This window comes from Rhodococcus sp. M8 (assembly GCF_015654185.1).
Taxonomy (GTDB): Bacteria; Actinomycetota; Actinomycetes; order Mycobacteriales; family Mycobacteriaceae; genus Rhodococcus; species Rhodococcus aetherivorans.
Window position 1 is genome coordinate 2,966,030 of record NZ_CP064065.1, and the last position, 16,769, is coordinate 2,982,798.

Here is a 16,769-nt window from a genome sequence, read left to right on the forward strand (position 1 = left end):
ATACCTGCCTGAAGTGCCGGGGGTTCGACGACCCACCCAGACTATAACGTGTTCCAATTCCGGTCGAGATCCGGTTCGCCGCCCCTGCTCTCCCGGCGTGTCCCCCGCCACGCGTCAGCCGTCGGTCGGCTCGATGCGGAAGCCGATCTTCACGGTCACCTGGATGTGCGCGACGGCCCCGTCGTCGATGTGGCCCCTGACGTTCATCACCTCGAACCACTCGAGGTGGCGCGTGGTCTCCGCCGCACGCGCGACGGCCTGCTTGATCGCGTCGTCGACGCTGTCCGTCGACGAACCCACCACCTCGATCACCCGGTACACGTGGCTCACAGTGTCGCTCCCTCCGTATCGAACTGCTTCGAACAATCAATCGTGGGGGTAGGCGCCGCGGCACCTTCCTCAGGCGCGGCGGGCCAGGTCGCGCGCCAGCGCGCCGAGCCGCGCGAGGCGCAGATCGCCCAGCGCGATCGGACCGCTGCCCAGCCGGTTCGTCGTGAACGCGAGCGACAGTCCGGTGTCGAGGTCGGCGAAGGCGCCGGAACCGCCGACCCCGTAGTGGCCGAGCGCCCCGCGCGGCCGCTCCCGGCTGACGAACACCGGCTGGTGGTAGCCGAGCCGCCACGCCATCGGGACCCCGAGCACGTAGTCGCGGCCGCGCACCTGGACCTCGCTCAGGGCCTCGATGGTTTCCGGGTGCAGGAACTGCACGCCGTCGATCGTGCCGCCCGCGGCGATCGCCCCGTACATCCGCGCCAGGGCGCGCGCCGAGAACACCCCGTTCCAGCCGGGCATCACCGCGTCGTGCACCGCGGGATCGCGCACCAGCTCGTCGAACTCCTCCGGCATCGCGGCCTCCGCGAGGCCCCGGGTGAGGCTCACCCGGGACAGCACCGAGGCGGTCATCCCCCAGTGCAGGCCGGCGGGATTGATCCGCGGGAACAGCTTGGCGATGCGGTGCCGCTGCTCCTCCGGCACCCGGAACCAGAATTCGGGGGTACCCAGGGGTTCGGCGATCTCCTGCCGGACGACGTCGACGAACGGCGACCCGGTCACGCGCTGCACGATCTCCGCGACGAGCCAGCCGTACGTGACGGCGTGGTATCCCGGGCCTTCCAGCCGGCGCGGGTCGGGTGGGGCCGCGGCCAGCGCACGCACCGTGGCGTCGTAGTCGACGATGCCCATCCGGCCGGGCCGCAGGTTGCGCACCCGGTGCAGTCCGGCCCGGTGGGTGAGCACGTCCGCGACGGTGACGTCCTCCTTGCCGGCCGCCGCGAACTCCGGCCAGTACCGCGCGACGGGGGCGAAGTAGTCGATCAGGCCGCGGTCGGCGAGCCGGTGCACCACGGTGGACGCCACGCCCTTGCCGGTGGAGAAGGACAGCGACACCGTGTCGCGGTTCCACCGCCGGTCGCGGGTGGCCCAGCCCGCCCAGATGTCGAGCACCTTCTCGCCGTCCAGGTAGGCCGCGAGGGCCCCGCCCCCGTGCCGGGGCAGCCGGTACAGGTCGAAGAAGCGATCCGCGAGCGGCAGGAATCGCCGGTCGACGTGCATCTCGGTCGGCGGCGGTTCCTGTACCGCCGCCGCGCCCCGCACCGGTCGGGCTGTCATCCGTGGTACCTCCCAGTCGACATCGTGCCGCCAGGTTACGTCGCAGCGTCCGGTCCCGAACGGGTTTTCCGCAGGCTCCCGGTCAGGGCGTGACGTACCGGAACGTCCCCAGCACGACGCACCCACGGCCGGTGGTGAGGTTGACGGCGGTCGCGGCGGACCCCTCGCACAGCACCGGGTCGCGCAGGTCGCCGATGAAGGCCTGGGACTGCGGGCCGGCCACGACGAGCGCGGCCGCGGGCTCCTCGACGATGCCCAGGGCCAGCGCGTCCTCACCGAAACCGAGCGTGGCGAGAGAACCGCCGCGGGCCTCGCCCGCCCCGGCACCCCCCGAGAGCCCGGCCGCGAGCACCCGCGCCCCGGTGCGCGCGTCGGCGAAGCCGACTCCGCCGTCGCCGTGGGCCCACGCGCCGCTCGGTGCGTCCGCGACCGCGCCGCACGCGGTCCGCCCGTCGAGCTGGGTGACCGAGGCCGCCGAACCCGGGGGCGCCGCACACGTCACCGCCTGCGCGGACGGCGCCGCGACGAGTGCAGCCCCGACGGCCGCCGCCACCACGGCCCCACCACCGAGAACCCGAACCGACTTCCGCGCATCCGCTACCACCGACACGGTGACTGCCTCCTCCGGCCTCGTCCCCCGCAAACCGAATCCCCCAGGGGAGTCTACGGAGACGCGCACCGGTTCACCGGGTCGGCGGGCATCGATGCGGTCACGAGAGGTCACCGCCCCGGTGGATCCCTAGCCGGGCCGCTTGCGGTCGGTGTCGCGGGACGGCTGCACCCGCTTCGGCTCGCCCGGCATCTTCGGATGGGTCGGCGGGTAGGGCAGGTCGCCGAGGCCCGCGGCGGCGTCCCGCTCGGCCATCTCGAGCAGCACGTCGAGCGCCTGCGCGGTCTCGTCCATCGCGGCCATCGGATCGCCGCGGCGCTCGAGCAGGCCCGGCACGGTCGCGATCGTGAGATCGTCCGGGTCGGCGTCGACGAGTTCGTCCCACGTCAGGGGTGTCGACACCGTCGCGATCGGGGTGCGCCGCACCGAATATGCCGACGCGATCGTCTTGTCCCGGGCGTTCTGGTTGAAGTCGAGGAAGATGCGCTGCCCGCGCTCCTCCTTCCACCACGCGGTGGTGGCCCGGCCGCCGCTGCGGCGTTCCACCTCCCGCATCAGGGCGATCCCGGCGCGGCGCACGCCGACGAAGTCCCACTCCGGGACGATGCGGACGTACACGTGCAGGCCGCGGCCGCCCGACGTCTTCGGGAAACCGACCAGACCCAGCTCGTCGAGCAGCGGTCGCAGCACCTCGAGCGCGACCGCGCGGGCGTCGTCGAACGCGGTCCCCGGCTGCGGGTCGAGATCGATGCGCAACTCGTCCGGGCGGTCGACGTCCCCGCAGCGCACCGCCCACGGGTGGAACGTCACGGTGCCCAGGTTCGCCGCCCACACGACGTCCGCGGCGCTGCGCACCCGCAGCACGTCGGCGGTGCGGCCGGACGGAAACGTCACCTCGCACGTCGCGACGTGGTCGGGCCGGCGGGCAGGCACCCGCTTCTGGTAGATCTCCTCGCCCTCGATCCCGTCGGGGAACCGCTGCAGATGTGTCGGCCGCTCCCGCAGCGCCCGCAGCAGCGGCGCCGAGCCGGCCGTCGCGACGGTCCGGTAGTACTCGACGAGGCGGCGCTTGGTGCCGGCCTCTCCGAGCCGGGGGAAGTACACCTTGTCGGGGTTGGACAGGCGGACGGGCACGCCGCCGACGTCCAGTTCCACGGCGGGAGAACGCTTCGCATCGGGCACCGGAGGTCACACTCCTGTCCGGTCGAGGACGTCGCCGAGGTCGTACCGCACCGGCACGTCCAACTGCTCGAAGGTGCAGCTGCGCGGCTCGCGGTCCGGTCGCCACCGCAGGAACCGCGCCGCGTGCCGGAACCGCAGGCCGGCCTCGGCGTTGCCCTCCATCTGGTCGTAGGCCACCTCCAGGACCCGCTCCGGCCGCAGCGGTATCCATCGGCGGTCCACCGCCGTCCGCCACCGGCTCGCCTCCCCCTCGGCGACGACGTCGGCGCCGACCCGCAGCGGTGCGAGTTCGGCGAGCAGCTCCTTGCGCTGGTCGACGGTGAACGCCGACGCACCGCCCACCATCACCGGTTCGTCGCCGCCGTCGTACAGGCCCAGCAGCAGGGACCCGACCCCGTCGATGCTCTTGTGCGGCCGGTAGCCGATGAGCACGCAGTCGGCGGTGCGGGCGTGCTTGACCTTGAGCATCTCCCGCTTGTCCGGCACATAGGGCCCGTCGAGACGCTTGGCGACGACCCCGTCGAGACCGGCACCCTCGAACTCGGCGAACCACCGGCCGGCGGTGTCCGGGTCGCGGGTGGCGGCCGTGACGTGGCAGCTGGGGCCGCCGCCGACCACCGCCCGCAGCCGCTCCCTGCGCCGCGCGAACGGCGCCTCCATCAGGTTCTCGTCACCGATCGCGAGCAGATCGAAGCCGACGAACTGCGCGGGGGTCTGCTCGGCGAGCAACGCGATGCGGCTCGCCGCCGGGTGGATTCGCTCGGACAGCGCCTGCCAGTCGAGCCGGATCCGGCCGTCGCGCGGGCGCGGCACCACGATCTCACCGTCGACGACGCACCGGGCGGGCAACTCGGCCCGCACCGCCGCCGCCAGTTCCGGGAAGTACCGCACGAGGTCCTTGCCGCCGCGCGAGGCGAACACCACCTCGTCGCCGTCGCGGAACACGACGGCGCGGAAGCCGTCCCATTTCGGCTCGTACGACCACTCGGGGTCGCCGTCGGCGGGCTGGGCCGGGACCTCGGACACGGCCTTGGCGAGCATCGGTGCGATCGGCGGAGCGACGGGCAGCTGCACCGGCCCATGGTCGCACCCGGAGCCGACTCGTGCCCGCCGGATTTGCGAGAAATCACCCTACGTTTCCCGCCCGAGGCGGACATTCCGTACGCTCTCCCCCCATGAACTTCATTCGACGGGTGAGCGGCACCGCCGTCGCGCTGGCCGCGGCGGCTCTGGTACTCGGCGCGTGCGGATCGGACGTCGAGCCCCGGGCGGTGCCCGAGTCCGGGTCCGAGACCACGTCGGCGAGTGCATCGGATACCCGGACCACCACCGGCCGTCCGACCACTACCACGGCACCGACGTCCCCCGGCTCCTCCGGCCTGGACATCGACGTCGAGATCGGCGACTGCGTGCGCCTCGGCGGCACCGTCGACGACGCGACCATCGAGAACGCGACCTGCGGCAGCATGGACTCGAACTACAAGGTGATCGACATCGTCGACTCCAGCGAGCAGTGTGTCTCGGACGCCGACCAGACCTACTACGAGTCCTCCGCCGGTGTCGAGGTGGGCGCCCTGTGCCTCGACGTCGACTGGGTGGTGGACAGCTGCATGGACATCTCCGGTGAGGACCCGCAACGCGTCGACTGCGCCGCGCCCGGCCCCGAGACGGAGAAGGTCACCGAGATCCTGCAGAACACCGACAACGTGAACGACTGCTCCGTCTCCGAAGGCGGATTCGTCTACAGCGAGCGTCGTTTCGTGGTCTGCACCGACACACTCTGAGGTCGCCGTCCGCCGCGGCCGGCTACAACCAGCCGCGGCGGCGGAAGATCGCGTAGAGCCCCGCGCACGTCATGACCATCATCAGTAGGGCCATGGGATAGCCCGCGGCCCAATGCAATTCCGGCATTGTGTCGAAATTCATCCCGTAGACCGTGCCGATCAGCGTGGGCGCGAACAGAATCGCCGCCCACGCCGAGATCCGCTTGATCTCCTCGTTCTGCTCGATGCTCGCCCGGCTGAGATTGCGCATCTCCTCGTTCTGCATCTGCGAGACCAGCGTCGCGTTGACCGTGAGGATGTTGCCGAGCAGCTGACGGAAGCTGTCGACCTGCTCGACGACCGTCGTCGCGTGGTCGGTGACGTCCCGCAGGTAGCGCTGCAGTTCGTCGTCGGTGCGGTACTTGGCGAATCCCGACGACAGACCGGACAGCACGGTGAGCAGCGGCTTGGCCGCCCGCTGGAACTCGATGACCTCGCGGGACAGTTCGTAGATGCGGCGCGAGACCCGCGGATCGCCGCTGAACACCTCGGTCTCGATCTCGTCGATGTCGTTCTGCAGGCCCGCGACGACCGGCGCGTACCCGTCGACGACGGCGTCGAGGATCGCGTAGAGCACCGCCTCGGGGCCGAGCCGCAGCAGATCCGGCTCGCTCTCCATCCGGTCCCGCACCGCCGACAGGTCGGGCGATTCGCTGTGCCGGACGGTCAGCACGAACGTCGGGCCGACGAAGACGTGCACCTCACCGAAGTCGACCCGCTCGGATTCGTCGACGTAGCGGGCGGCCCGCAGCACGACGAACAGCGTGTCGCCGTACCGCTCGAGCTTCGGGCGCTGATGCGCGACGATGGCATCCTCGACCGCGAGTTCGTGCAGCCCGAATTGCTCTGCGGCGGCGTTGAGTTGAGCGTCGGTGGGCCGGTACATCCCGATCCACGCCATCGAGCCGGGCTCGGGCAGGCAGTCGAGGGCCTGCGCGAGCGTCGCCGGCGACGCGACGCGGCGGCCGTCACGGTAGACCGCGCTGTCGACGATGCTGCTCTCCGCCCCCGCGGCGTCACGGCCGGGACTCGACGCGACGGCGGGGTGCAGGGACGCACCGAACCCGGCGGACGGGTCGGCGGTCGCCGCCGCGGAGCGACGCGGCAGCAGGGCACGGACGGAACGGTTCGGCAGCATGTCGGCACGGCCTTTCGGGGGGCACGGGGGACGACGGCGAGGGCATTCGCCGTGGGACGTACACGCGACGGCAACCGTCGCGCACCGAAAGGACGCGTACGGGCTGCCGTCAGCCGGTACTCGGAGGTCGACTGCGCATCGCGAGTCCCACCTCCTCCACATCACCCGGAACCGCTCCGGGGGCCTGACGAAACACCAGCAGCGTACGCCTTCGTGCCGCACGGAGCCATTTCGGCCGGTCCGGCGCACGACGTCGTGCCGCCCGGCGGACGGTGTCGGTGGCTGCGGCCACAATCGCCGTGACCGCCCTCACCGCCCGCACGACCGACGACAGGACCCCCGATGACGCACTGGCCCGATCGACCGATCTGCGCGTTCGACCTCGAGACCACCGACCGCGATCCGCGGATCGCGCGCATCGTGACCGCGTCCGTCGTCGTCCTCGACGGTGACACCGTCGCGTCGCGGACGTGGCTGCTCGATCCGGGCATCGAGATCCCGGAGGAGACGTCGGCGATCCACGGCGTGACCACGGAGCGGGCGCGCGCCGAGGGCCTCGAGTACACGGCCGGCTACGCCCAGATCCGCGAGGCACTGTGCGAGGCCTGGGTCCGCGATCACATCGTCGTGGCGTTCAACGCCAGTTACGACCTGACGGTCATCGACGCCGAGGGCCGCCGGCTGGGCCTGCCGGGACTCGCCACGGGCCTGGTGTTCGACCCCTACGTCGTCGACCGCGAGATGGACCGCGGCCGCGAGGGCGGCCGCACCCTGCAGGCGGTCTGCGCTGCGTACGGCGTCACGCTGACCGCCGCCCATCAGGCCGAGGCGGACGCACTCGCGGCCGGGCAACTGGCGCGGGCGCTGTGCACCCGCTTCCCGCAGCTCGCCGACCTGGACATCATGACGGACCAGGCGGCCTGGCACGCGGAGCGGCAACGCAATTTCGCCGAGTACCTCTCGGGCCTCGGGCGCGACGCGTCGGACGTGGACCCGCAATGGCCCATCCGCGGTATCGCCTGAGAGAAGTTGCCGGGCAGAGGTTTCCAAAGTTTGTGTCTATCGACACCGCCCGTGGGCGACCGAATGTCACATGCGTTCGATTCGATCGAACGCATGTGACATTCGGTCCGGCCGCTCGGCGCTCACCCCTTGACGACGCCGAGCGGCACGAGCCGGGCGATCCGGCGGGCCAGGCCCGCACGTTCGCTCACCTCCGCCACCGCGTCGATGTCCTTGTACGCCTCCGGCTTCTCCTCGGCGAGTCCCCGCCACGAGCTTCCCCGCACGAGCACCCCGTGCGTCTCGAGTGCGTCGCGCACCGCCCGGCCGTCGGTGTGCCGGGCAGCACGGTGCCGGCTCTGCACCCGACCGGCCCCGTGCGCGGTGGAGTAGAACGCCGGGTTCCCGGCGACACCGGCCAGCACGTACGACGCGGTGCCCATCGTGCCGGGGATGAGCACGGGCTGCCCTGCATCGGTGAGGTCGGCGGGCACGTCGGGGTGGTCCGGCGGCAGGGACCGCGTCGCGCCCTTGCGGTGCACGCACAGCGCGCGGACCCGGCCGCCGACCTCGTGCCGCTCGATCTTCGCCAGGTTGTGCGAGATGTCGTAGAGGAGGTCGAGGGTCGTGCCGGCCGTTTCCTCGAAGACCCGGCGGGCCGCCTCGGTGAGCAACTGCCGGTTGGCCCGGCCGTAGTTGGCCGCCGCCACCATGGCCCCGAGATAGGCCTCCCCCTCCGGCGACCGGACCGGAACGCACGCCAGCTGCCGGTCGGGGACGTGAATCCCGTAGCGGCCCATTGCCTTACCCATCTCACGTACATGGTCGGTGCAAATCTGGTGGCCCAGGCCGCGGGATCCGCAGTGGATCATCACGCACACCGTGCCCACGTCGAGCCCCATCAGCCGCGCGGTGTCCGGATCGAAGACCCGCTCGACGGCCTGGACCTCGAGGAAGTGGTTTCCCGACCCGAGGCTGCCGAGCTGACCGAGGCCCCGCTCCACGGCACGGTCGCTCACCGCGTCCGGGTCGGCGCCGTCCAACACGCCACGGTCCTCACACCGCTCGAGGTCGCGGGCGACGCCGTGCCCCTGCTCCACCGCGAAGCGGGCGCCGCCCGCGAGCACCTGCCGCAGCACGGTACGGTCCGGGAGTTCCCACACGCCCCGGGTCTCCATGCCGCGCGGTACGACGCGACCGAGCCGGTCCATCAACACACCCAGGCGCGACGCGAGGGCGGACCGGTCCGCGTCGCGTGCGATCAGGAGCCGTACGCCGCACGAGATGTCGAAGCCCACGCCGCCGGGGGAGACGACGCCGCCGTCGTCGATGTCCGTCGCCGCGACCCCGCCGATGGGAAAGCCGTAACCCCAGTGCACGTCCGGCATGGCGAACGACGCGGTGACGATGCCGGGCAGCGTCGCGACGTTGGCGACCTGGGTGAGCGCCTCGTCCCCCTCCGCGACGGGGAGCAGGGACCGGGTGGCGAAGACGATCCCGGGTACGCGCATCGCGCCGGCCCGATCGATCCGGAACCGGTACGGGGTCTCCTCGACGATCCTCATCACTGTCCGATCCGGGGGCGGGAACGCGACGTCGGCGGCCTCGTTCCACCATAGGATCTGCAGTGCCTGCTGCACAGGCCCGGGAGCGAATCATGAACGGAAGCGGGTACCGGTCGGTGCCGCACACGGCGGATCTGCGCATCGAGGCGTGGGCACCGACCCGTGACGAGTGCATCGCGCAGGCGGTGCGCGGCGCCGTCGCGAGCTTCGCCGACATCTCGTCCGCGGGACCCGGCCGGGTCCGCAACCGCCCGTTGACGGCCGACGGCGACGAGGACCTGCTCGTCGCGGTGCTCGACGAGGTGATCTATCTGCTCGACACGGCCGGGGAGATCCCGATCGACGTGGTCGTCGAATCCGGCGGCGGCACAGCGGAGGCGCGGTTCTCGATGGTCGACGCCGCCGCGGTGCCCCAGATCGGTGCGGTCCCGAAGGCGGTGTCGCTCCACGAGCTGCGCCTCGACCGAGGACCGGAAGGGTGGTCGTGCTCGGTGACGCTGGACGTGTGAACCGGCGACGAGCGCCGCAGTACCGGTCGCGGCACGCCGAGCGCAGGCGACCGTGTGGGCGCCCTCGCCGTTGTGACTTTCCGCTGTAGATGGCCGGGATTGCCTGCTGGGCCGGTGCCCGTTGCCGGGGCCGAGACCCGGGTGGTCGGCGAGCTCCGGCGAGCGGCTGCGCTATATCGGCATGTTCATCATGGGCATCCCGCCCATCTGGTGGAGCCACATCATCAGCTGGTGCAGCAGGGTGTGCGCCTGGTCCATCATGCCCATCATGTTCACGGCCGTGACCTTTCTGGAGCCGAGTAACCCTCGGGGGCGGGATCGTCCCACTATGGCGCTCTGTTGTTCCCCGATGTGCCACCTCGCGTGCGAGATCCGTCTTCTTCAACAGATCTTCACGAGATCTCGACTTTCGGTGTCCGGACACGGCAGGAGTGGGCCGCAGCACCCCCGCACTTCGGAACCTGCCGGCGCGCATGGCGTGGCACCGGTTCATTCGAGCTGTCGTGCGCCGCCTGGGGTGGGTGCGCTGCGGGCTGTGCCAGTGGGGCGGTGCGGTTGCCCGCTCGGAGGTCAGTCCGCAGCGATGATGGGGGTGCCGCGGTCGGCCAGCCACTGCGCCGGGTCGGTCTTGGCGCCGGAGCGGTCTTCGACCTCGAAGTGCAAGTGGGGTCCGGTGGAGTTGCCGCGATCTCCGACGGTGGCGATCTTCTGCCCGGCTTCGACTCGTTGCCCGGCCGTCACCAGGTTGGTGTTGTTGTGGCCGTAGGTGGCCACCGTGCCGTCGTCGTGCCGGATGCGTACCCACAGCCCGTAGCCCTGTGCCGGTCCGGCGCTGATGACCTCCCCGTCGGCGACGGCGACGATCGGTGCGCCCATGGTATCGGCGATGTCGATGCCTCCGTGTCCCCGCCCGTCCCCGAAGGTGGAGGTGATCACCCCGGCGGTCGGGGCGACGGACCGCCCGGTCCCGCCCCAGTGCCCGCCGTCGGCCGGGCGCGGCAGGGTGGGGCTTGCGGGTGCGGCGCCGGGGTCTTCCCCTCCGGTGGCGCTCTTGTTGCCGGGGGCCGTATCGGGTGTGCCCGCAGCAGGCGCGTCGTCGCCGTCGGGCGGCCTCCCAGGCTCCGGTGCCGGGGGTTGCCCGAATCTCGCGTGCTCTCGACCGCTACCGTCCCCCCTACACTGAGGGCACTCGGTATGTCGAGTGTGAGAGGAGCGGAGATGCGGAACCTGTCGCCGCTGACGATCGTGCTGACCGAGCAGGAGCGCCTGCGGGTGCTCGAACAGCTCCGGCAGCGAGCTGCATGAATCGCGACCAGTTCTCCATGGACCTCAAGGCGCGTGCGCGCACCTGGACGAGCCTGCCGGGCGCGGTGTCGGCGTTGGCCGCAGCTGCCCTGCTCGTGGCCGGGTGCTCGTCCCCCGACGCCCCTAGCGCGGCGACCGTACCCTCCGGCGCCGCCACCGCACCGCGCGTTGCGTTGTCCCCGGCGCTCGATCACGTGCACGGGCTGAGCGTCGATTCCGCCGGCACGATCCTGGCCGGCACCCACAGCGGACTGGTCGCGGTCGCGCCGTCCGGCGCCACCACCGAGGTCGGCACCTCCGACGACGATCTGATGGGGCTGGCCGGGGTGTCCGGCAGCGACGTGCTGGTCGCCTCGGGCCATCCGGGTCCGTCGAACCCCGGCCCCAACCCGCTGGGTTTGCGCCGCAGCGACGACGGCGGGCGCACCTGGACCGACCGGTCCCTGCTCGGAGAGGTGGATTTCCACGCCCTGGCCACGGACGGCACCGTGGTGGTCGGTTTCGACGGCACCCGCGGCATCCGGGTGTCCACCGACGCCGGCATCACCTGGAGCGCCGGTGCCACCGTGGCGGCCGCGGCACTGGCCCTGACCCCGGACGCGGTATGGGCGATCACGCCGGCCGGGCTCGAGCGCAGCACCGACCTGGCACGCACCTTCACCCCGGTCGAGGACGCACCCGCCCTCGTGCTGCTGGCCGGCACCGGCGACGGGCTGTGGGGCATCGATGCCGACGGCTACGCCTGGCGCAGCCGGGACGGCGCCGCCTGGGAGCAGCGGGCCTTCGTCGGGCAGGTGGAGGCCCTGACCGCCACCGGGTTCGACACCGCCTACGCCGCCACGGCCGAGGTCTTGTACACACTGAACTGACGCGGTCGGACCGGGCGGTGCTCCCCGCCAACCGGTGGGGCCCGGCACGTCCGCGTGCCGGGCCCCACCGTGCCGACCGCGCGAGCGCGGCGGCTTTCTCGCGGTCACAACGAGGACAAAATGTTCTCCATCGTGGGGATCTCCTGCTGCTGCGTCTCGGCGATGGTGCGCGCCATGGCCACCGCGTCGGAATTCTGCCCGGAGTCGACCTCGGTCTGCGCCATCGCGATCGCGCCGCGGTGATGTTCGATCATCTGGGTCAGGAACAGGCGGGACGCGTCGACACCCTGTGCGTCGCGCAGGGCGGTCATGTCCTCGGCCGACATCATCCCGCTCATGCCGCCACCCATCTGTCCGCCGCCGGGCATCGTGGTGGACTGCATCGGCATGTCGTGTCCGGGCATCTCCATCCCGGGGGACGACATGGGCATGTTCGGAGTGGCCATCGGCATGCTGGTCGTGCCCATGGGCATGGTGGGCTGCCCCCAGTAGGTGAGCCAGCTCTGCAGCTGCTCGATCTCCGGGCCCTGGGCGGCCTTGATCTGCTGGGCCAGTTCGGTGACCCGCGGGTCGATGCCCTCCTTGGCCAGGATGACGTCGCTCATCTCGATGGCCTGGCTGTGGTGCGGGATCATCTGCTGGGCGAAGGTCACATCCGCCTGGTTGTGGTCGGCGGCCGTCTCGGCGGAGGCGCTGGTGGTCGCCGTCGCCGACGGGCTCGCCTGCGAGGCCTGATCATTGCCCGAGTCGCTGCAGGCGGCCAGGGTGAGCGCCGCAGCGACCGCCACTGCGCCAGTGGCCAGAGACTTCTTCCTCACAAGCACATTCCTTTCCGTCGTGTACACGCACCGGGCCGACACCACGGTCGCGATACCGAAGGCATCCCCCACAGCGGCTGCGGCAAACCCGGCCCGCCTCACCCCTCGGCGGGGGACGCGGACCACTGCGGGTGTGATACGCCCTCTGCGGTGCGGCGGACCGGCCCGGCCGCACCTCGTCCGGATCCGAGCCTGGCAGCCGCACCCGGCGACAACTCGGACCTTTCGGTGAAGATTTCCTGAAGAACCACCGCGCCGAGCCCGGAGCCGGGGTCACACGGCGCTCCGTGCCCGGACCGTGGACGCTGCGCCCCCTTCCCGCCCCGGCCCCTCCGGCAGTCGGCGACCGACCCGGACGCCTGGGCGACCATCGCCGCTGTTCTTGAGCAGATCTTCACGGAAACGACGGCGAAGAGCTCATCGAGGCCGGGCACCGTGGACAGCGAACACACCGGGACCGCGCACCGCTGCCCCACGCGGGGTGCCGGTGCTGCGGCCGACCGGGTCGGACAGCCTCCGGTGGCGCCGACCGAGGGCGAGGAAGGGTGGTTTCGATGATGTTCTGGTACGGCAACGGCATGAACGGTTGGGGTTATGTGCTCATGACCGTCGGCATGGTGGCGTTCTGGGCGTTGGTGATCGTCGGCATCGTGATGCTGGTGCGCGCCGCGACTCCCCGGTCGACACCACCGCCGGCGCCCTATGCCCCGACGCCGGAAGAGATTGTGGCCATGCGCTTCGCCCGCGGCGAGATCGACGAGGACGAGTACCGGCGCCGTCTCGACGCCCTGCACACCCATCGGCCCGGCCCGGGGGCGTGAACACCGCAGGCAGGTCGAATCGCCCTGCCCACCTCAGGTGCGCCGGGTTCAGGAGCGGCGGTGTCAGCGGCGGTAGTGGCGACCGTCGGAGTCGTCGGTGACCAGGCGGTACAGCACGTAGACCGAGAACCAGACGATCAGCACGGACACCAGCACGAGCGCGATCTCGTATACGAGGACCACACCACCGATCCTACGGCCGCGCCGGCCACCCGATCCCACCCTGGCATCGACCCCTGGATGCGCCGACACCGCGGTGAGGTCAGCGGCGCGGGCTGGTAGGGATCGGCTCCGGTGCCGGGCGTGGCGCCGGTTGCTCCTGCGGTGGGGACGGCAACCGCAGCCGCTTGAGCATCAGCGCATTGACCGCCACGATCAGGCTCGAGCCGGACATCGACAACGCCGCGATCTCCGGGCGCAGCACCAGCCCGAAGGCGGGCTCGAACACGCCGGCGGCGATCGGCAGCGCGATGACGTTGTAGCCGACGGCCCAGCCGAGATTCTGCCGCATCTTGCGCAAGGTGCCCCGGCCGATGCGCAGCGCAATCGGCACATCCAGCGGGTCCGAGCGCATCAGCACCAGATCGGCGGTTTCGATCGCGACGTCGGTGCCGGCACCGATGGCGATCCCCAGATCTGCCTGCGCGAGGGCAGGTGCGTCGTTGACGCCGTCGCCGACCATGGCGACCTTCTTCTCGGCTCTTTGCAGTTCGGCGATCTTGTCGGCCTTGTCGCCGGGCAGCACCTCGGCGATGACGGTGTCGATGCCCAGTTGTCCGGCGATGCGGTGGGCTGTGGCCACGTTGTCGCCGGAGAGCATGACCACCTCGATGCCGAGTTCGTGCAGCGACGCCACCGCCTCGGCCGAGGTCTCCCGGGCGGCGTCGGCCAAGGCAATCGCCCCGACGCCGCGGCCGTCGACAGCGACGAGGACCGCGGTGCGGCCGGTCGAAGCCAGCTCGTCGCGCCGGTCCATCAACGCGCCGAAGTCGACATTCTCGGCGACCATGAGTTTGCGGTTGCCGACGGCCACCCGCCGGCCCGCCACCTCGGCGACCGCACCGTGTCCGGGCACGTTGCGGAAGTTCTCCAACGACACCGCGGGAAGGCCGCGGGCGGCGGCATAGCGCACGATCGCACCGGCGAGAGGATGCTCGGATTCGCGTTCGACCGCCGTCACCAGGGTCAGCAGCTCGTTCTCGGTGAGTCCGTCGACGACGACGTCGGTGACCTCCGGCTCGCCCTTGGTCAAGGTGCCGGTCTTGTCCATCACCACGGTGTCGATGCGGGCCGAGGTCTCGAGGGCGGTGGCGTTCTTGAACAGCACGCCGCGCTGGGCGCCGAGACCGGTGCCGACCATGATCGCAGTCGGGGTGGCCAACCCGAGCGCGTCGGGGCAGGTGATCACCACGACGGTGATGGCGAACAGCAGCGCCCGCTGCACATCCCCGTCGACCGCCCACCACACCACGAACGTGCCCAGCCCCCCGATCAGGGCGACGAGCACCAGCCAGAAAGCGGCGCGGTCGGCCAGGCGCTGGCCGGGTGCCTTGGAGTTCTGGGCCTCCTGCACCAGCGCGACGATCTGCGCGAGCGCGGTGTCGGAGCCGACCCTGGTCGCCCGTACCCGCAGGGTGCCGGTGGTGTTGATCGACGCACCGATCACCTCGGACCCTTCGGCCTTGGTCACCGGCAGGGATTCCCCGGTGACCATGGATTCGTCGACCTCGGAACTGCCGGTCTCGACGGTGCCGTCGACCGGGATCTTCGCCCCCGGTCGGATCAGGAGGAGGTCCCCGACCACGACCTCGGCGGTGGGGATCTCCACCGGCTGCCCGTCGCGCAGTACGACCGCCATCGGCGGGGCGAGTTCGAGCAGGGTCCGGATGGCATCGTTGGCGCCGCCGCGGGCGCGCATCTCGAACCAGTGCCCGAGCAGCACGAAGCTCGCCAGCACGGAGGCGGCCTCGTAGAACACCTCGCCGCCGCCCGTCAGTGTCACGCCCACGCTGTAGAGCCAGCCGGTGCCGATCGCGACGGCGACGAGCACCATCATGTCCAGGGTCCGCGCCTTCAAGGCCCGGTAGGCACCGTCGAAGAAGATCCACGACGAGTAGAAGATCACCGGCAGGCTCAGCAACAGGGTGAACACGTCGTCGCGCAGGCCGAACGGCGCCGGGACGGTGAACCCGAACATCTCGCGACCCATCGGCGACCACAACATGATCGGGATCGACAGCACCAACGCCACCAGGAACCGATTGCGCATGTCGCGGACCATGGCGTCCATCGACATCCCGGCGTGACCGCCGTGACCCATCAGCTCCTGCGCGGTGTGCCCGCCGGGCATCTCGTGCGCCGCCGGCTGCGGGGGATGTGCGGGTGTGCCCGGGCCCGGAGCCGGTTCGCTCATCGGGTCGCACACGTGCTCGGGCACCGAGCGGCCGGCGCAGTGATAGCCGCAGTCCCGCACCCATTTCGACAGCTCCGCCACCGACGTGCGGTCCGGATCGTAGGTGACGGTGGCGGTCTGGTTCACCGCGTTGGCCTCCACTGCGGTCACTCCCGGTCGGCGCAGCAGGGTCGATTCGATGGCCGGCGTCGACGTCGCCCAGTGCAGGCCGCCTACTTCGAGAACAGTGGTTCGGTTCATTCGATCCGGTCCCTCCCTCTGATGGCGGGGACGCGTTACTCGCCCCCGTACGCAGTGCGGTTCCGCCGAACCGCAGTACCGGTAGCCGACACCGGTGAGCGGTCATCGCTGATCGAGTCCGAGTCTGCCCCGCCCCGGCGTCTTCTGGTGGTTGGATGAAGATCCGTTGAAGAAGTCCGGGTCTCGGGTCATGGTCCGTGCTCGTCGGTACCAGTGCCCCGGCGATGATCAGCCATCTCGCCTCCTCGGATTCCGGATGTGCGGGTCGGTGGGTACCGGAGCCGTGCGCCGATGACTCTTCCCGCCGCGGTGGGGGTTTCGTCTGGTGGTTCGGTGAAGATCTGTTGAAGACTCTGCATCCCCCGAAACGGGTACCGCCGGGCCCTGCGGTGACAGTCCCTCAGCCGCTGTGGTGTTCGCCGTGGTCGGCCGGGACGGTGGTGGTCGGCACCGAGCTCGGTCCCGGCGCCGGCGCAGGGTTCGGGGCCGAGGGGCCGGTCAGAGCCGGTCCGAGCACGAACGCCGAGAGCGAGAACATCGCCGCGAACACCACCAGGGCGATCGCCGGGGCCTTCCAGGTGGCAAACCGCCGATACAGCCGGCGCAGCAGCGGAATCGAGAACACCACCCCGAGGGCGAAGAACAACAGGTTGCCCCCGGCGCCGGTGACCAGCGCGGCCCCGGCGATCAGGCCGACGTGGTGCAGCACGTGCGGCGCCAGCCCCATCACCGCGCCGAGGGCCGCGGACACGGCGTTCCAGGTCGCGGCCAGCGGGCTCTTGCGGGCCGGCACGGCCGCCGGTGGGGTGCTCATGGCTTCGGCGGTGGCGGGGTGCTCGCCGGGAGGAGTCGTCATACGCAGGCTC

15 protein-coding genes and 1 pseudogene are annotated in these 16,769 nt (G+C 71.2%); 5 read left to right on the forward strand and 11 right to left on the reverse strand.

Annotated features, from left to right (window positions below; translation table 11 throughout):
* Positions 1-114 precede the first annotated feature (114 nt).
* From ISO16_RS13275 to ISO16_RS13295, 5 genes are all read right to left on the reverse strand, one after another.
* A complete protein-coding gene (locus ISO16_RS13275) occupies positions 115-330 on the reverse strand; it encodes a dodecin (RefSeq protein ID WP_006931721.1) in 216 nt (71 codons plus the stop codon).
* 69 nt (positions 331-399) lie between these two features.
* The gene (locus ISO16_RS13280; protein ID WP_072636351.1) at positions 400-1,608 is read right to left on the reverse strand and encodes a serine hydrolase domain-containing protein; all 1,209 of its coding nucleotides are present in this window, start codon (positions 1,606-1,608) and stop codon (positions 400-402) included.
* Positions 1,609-1,690: 82 nt separating this feature from the next.
* Complete coding sequence (locus ISO16_RS13285; RefSeq protein ID WP_072636352.1) at positions 1,691-2,218, reverse strand: DUF6764 family protein; 528 nt, start codon at positions 2,216-2,218, stop codon at positions 1,691-1,693.
* A 129-nt stretch (positions 2,219-2,347) separates the two neighbouring features.
* Entirely contained in the window at positions 2,348-3,400 is a 1,053-nt protein-coding gene (locus ISO16_RS13290) for a DNA polymerase domain-containing protein (protein WP_072636353.1), read from the reverse strand.
* A 6-nt stretch (positions 3,401-3,406) separates the two neighbouring features.
* Positions 3,407-4,474: an ATP-dependent DNA ligase gene (locus ISO16_RS13295; RefSeq protein WP_072636354.1), complete on the reverse strand. Its 1,068-nt coding sequence runs from the start codon at positions 4,472-4,474 to the stop codon at positions 3,407-3,409.
* A 101-nt stretch (positions 4,475-4,575) separates the two neighbouring features.
* Here ISO16_RS13295 and lppU point away from each other — a divergent pair, with 101 nt between their 5' ends.
* The gene (gene lppU / locus ISO16_RS13300) at positions 4,576-5,184 is read left to right on the forward strand and encodes an LppU family putative lipoprotein (protein ID WP_006931708.1); all 609 of its coding nucleotides are present in this window, start codon (positions 4,576-4,578) and stop codon (positions 5,182-5,184) included.
* A 22-nt stretch (positions 5,185-5,206) separates the two neighbouring features.
* Here the strand turns inward: lppU and corA are convergent, their stop codons facing one another.
* Positions 5,207-6,361 (reverse strand): magnesium/cobalt transporter CorA, encoded by a 1,155-nt coding sequence (gene corA / locus ISO16_RS13305; RefSeq protein WP_006931706.1) that lies wholly within the window; start codon positions 6,359-6,361, stop codon positions 5,207-5,209.
* Between the two features lie 342 nt (positions 6,362-6,703).
* Here corA and ISO16_RS13310 point away from each other — a divergent pair, with 342 nt between their 5' ends.
* A complete protein-coding gene (locus ISO16_RS13310) occupies positions 6,704-7,384 on the forward strand; it encodes a 3'-5' exonuclease (protein WP_006931704.1) in 681 nt (226 codons plus the stop codon).
* A 122-nt stretch (positions 7,385-7,506) separates the two neighbouring features.
* On the opposite strand, the gene ISO16_RS13315 is transcribed toward ISO16_RS13310, so the two are convergent.
* Complete coding sequence (locus ISO16_RS13315) at positions 7,507-8,928, reverse strand: RtcB family protein (RefSeq protein WP_072636380.1); 1,422 nt, start codon at positions 8,926-8,928, stop codon at positions 7,507-7,509.
* Positions 8,929-9,020: 92 nt separating this feature from the next.
* Between ISO16_RS13315 and ISO16_RS13320 the strand changes: the two genes are divergently transcribed.
* Positions 9,021-9,437 carry an archease gene (locus ISO16_RS13320; RefSeq protein WP_006931695.1) on the forward strand — a complete coding sequence of 139 codons (417 nt, stop codon included), beginning with the start codon at positions 9,021-9,023 and terminating at the stop codon, positions 9,435-9,437.
* Positions 9,438-10,007: 570 nt separating this feature from the next.
* On the opposite strand, the pseudogene ISO16_RS13325 reads toward ISO16_RS13320, so the two are convergent.
* Positions 10,008-10,472: pseudogene (locus ISO16_RS13325) on the reverse strand (murein hydrolase activator EnvC family protein); the annotation flags it as partial.
* A gap of 266 nt (positions 10,473-10,738) precedes the next feature.
* Between ISO16_RS13325 and ISO16_RS13330 the strand changes: the two are divergent.
* The gene (locus ISO16_RS13330) at positions 10,739-11,611 is read left to right on the forward strand and encodes a F510_1955 family glycosylhydrolase (protein WP_442800820.1); all 873 of its coding nucleotides are present in this window, start codon (positions 10,739-10,741) and stop codon (positions 11,609-11,611) included.
* Between the two features lie 104 nt (positions 11,612-11,715).
* Here ISO16_RS13330 and ISO16_RS13335 read toward each other — a convergent pair whose 3' ends face one another.
* Positions 11,716-12,429, reverse strand: coding sequence for a DUF305 domain-containing protein (locus ISO16_RS13335; protein WP_072636382.1), 714 nt, complete (start codon positions 12,427-12,429; stop codon positions 11,716-11,718).
* Between the two features lie 554 nt (positions 12,430-12,983).
* On the opposite strand from ISO16_RS13335, the gene ISO16_RS13340 reads away from it, so the two are divergent.
* A complete protein-coding gene (locus ISO16_RS13340) occupies positions 12,984-13,250 on the forward strand; it encodes an SHOCT domain-containing protein (RefSeq protein WP_006945984.1) in 267 nt (88 codons plus the stop codon).
* Positions 13,251-13,512: 262 nt separating this feature from the next.
* On the opposite strand, the gene ISO16_RS13345 is transcribed toward ISO16_RS13340, so the two are convergent.
* A complete protein-coding gene (locus tag ISO16_RS13345; protein WP_072636355.1) occupies positions 13,513-15,903 on the reverse strand; it encodes a heavy metal translocating P-type ATPase in 2,391 nt (796 codons plus the stop codon).
* Positions 15,904-16,303: 400 nt separating this feature from the next.
* Positions 16,304-16,759 (reverse strand): hypothetical protein, encoded by a 456-nt coding sequence (locus ISO16_RS13350; protein WP_072636356.1) that lies wholly within the window; start codon positions 16,757-16,759, stop codon positions 16,304-16,306.
* Positions 16,760-16,769: the final 10 nt, after the last annotated feature.

What these genes read in the sequence shown, in the direction of transcription:
- ISO16_RS13280 (WP_072636351.1), bottom strand. Translation starts at nt 1,608, where the DNA reads ATGACAGCCCGACCGGTGCGGGGCGCGGCGGCGGTACAGGAACCGCCG.
- lppU (WP_006931708.1), top strand. Translation starts at nt 4,576, where the DNA reads ATGAACTTCATTCGACGGGTGAGCGGCACCGCCGTCGCGCTGGCCGCG.
- corA (WP_006931706.1), bottom strand. Translation starts at nt 6,361, where the DNA reads ATGCTGCCGAACCGTTCCGTCCGTGCCCTGCTGCCGCGTCGCTCCGCG.
- ISO16_RS13310 (WP_006931704.1), top strand. Translation starts at nt 6,704, where the DNA reads ATGACGCACTGGCCCGATCGACCGATCTGCGCGTTCGACCTCGAGACC.
- ISO16_RS13315 (WP_072636380.1), bottom strand. Translation starts at nt 8,928, where the DNA reads ATGAGGATCGTCGAGGAGACCCCGTACCGGTTCCGGATCGATCGGGCC.
- ISO16_RS13320 (WP_006931695.1), top strand. Translation starts at nt 9,021, where the DNA reads ATGAACGGAAGCGGGTACCGGTCGGTGCCGCACACGGCGGATCTGCGC.
- ISO16_RS13330 (WP_442800820.1), top strand. Translation starts at nt 10,739, where the DNA reads ATGAATCGCGACCAGTTCTCCATGGACCTCAAGGCGCGTGCGCGCACC.
- ISO16_RS13340 (WP_006945984.1), top strand. Translation starts at nt 12,984, where the DNA reads ATGATGTTCTGGTACGGCAACGGCATGAACGGTTGGGGTTATGTGCTC.
- ISO16_RS13345 (WP_072636355.1), bottom strand. Translation starts at nt 15,903, where the DNA reads ATGAACCGAACCACTGTTCTCGAAGTAGGCGGCCTGCACTGGGCGACG.
- ISO16_RS13350 (WP_072636356.1), bottom strand. Translation starts at nt 16,759, where the DNA reads ATGACGACTCCTCCCGGCGAGCACCCCGCCACCGCCGAAGCCATGAGC.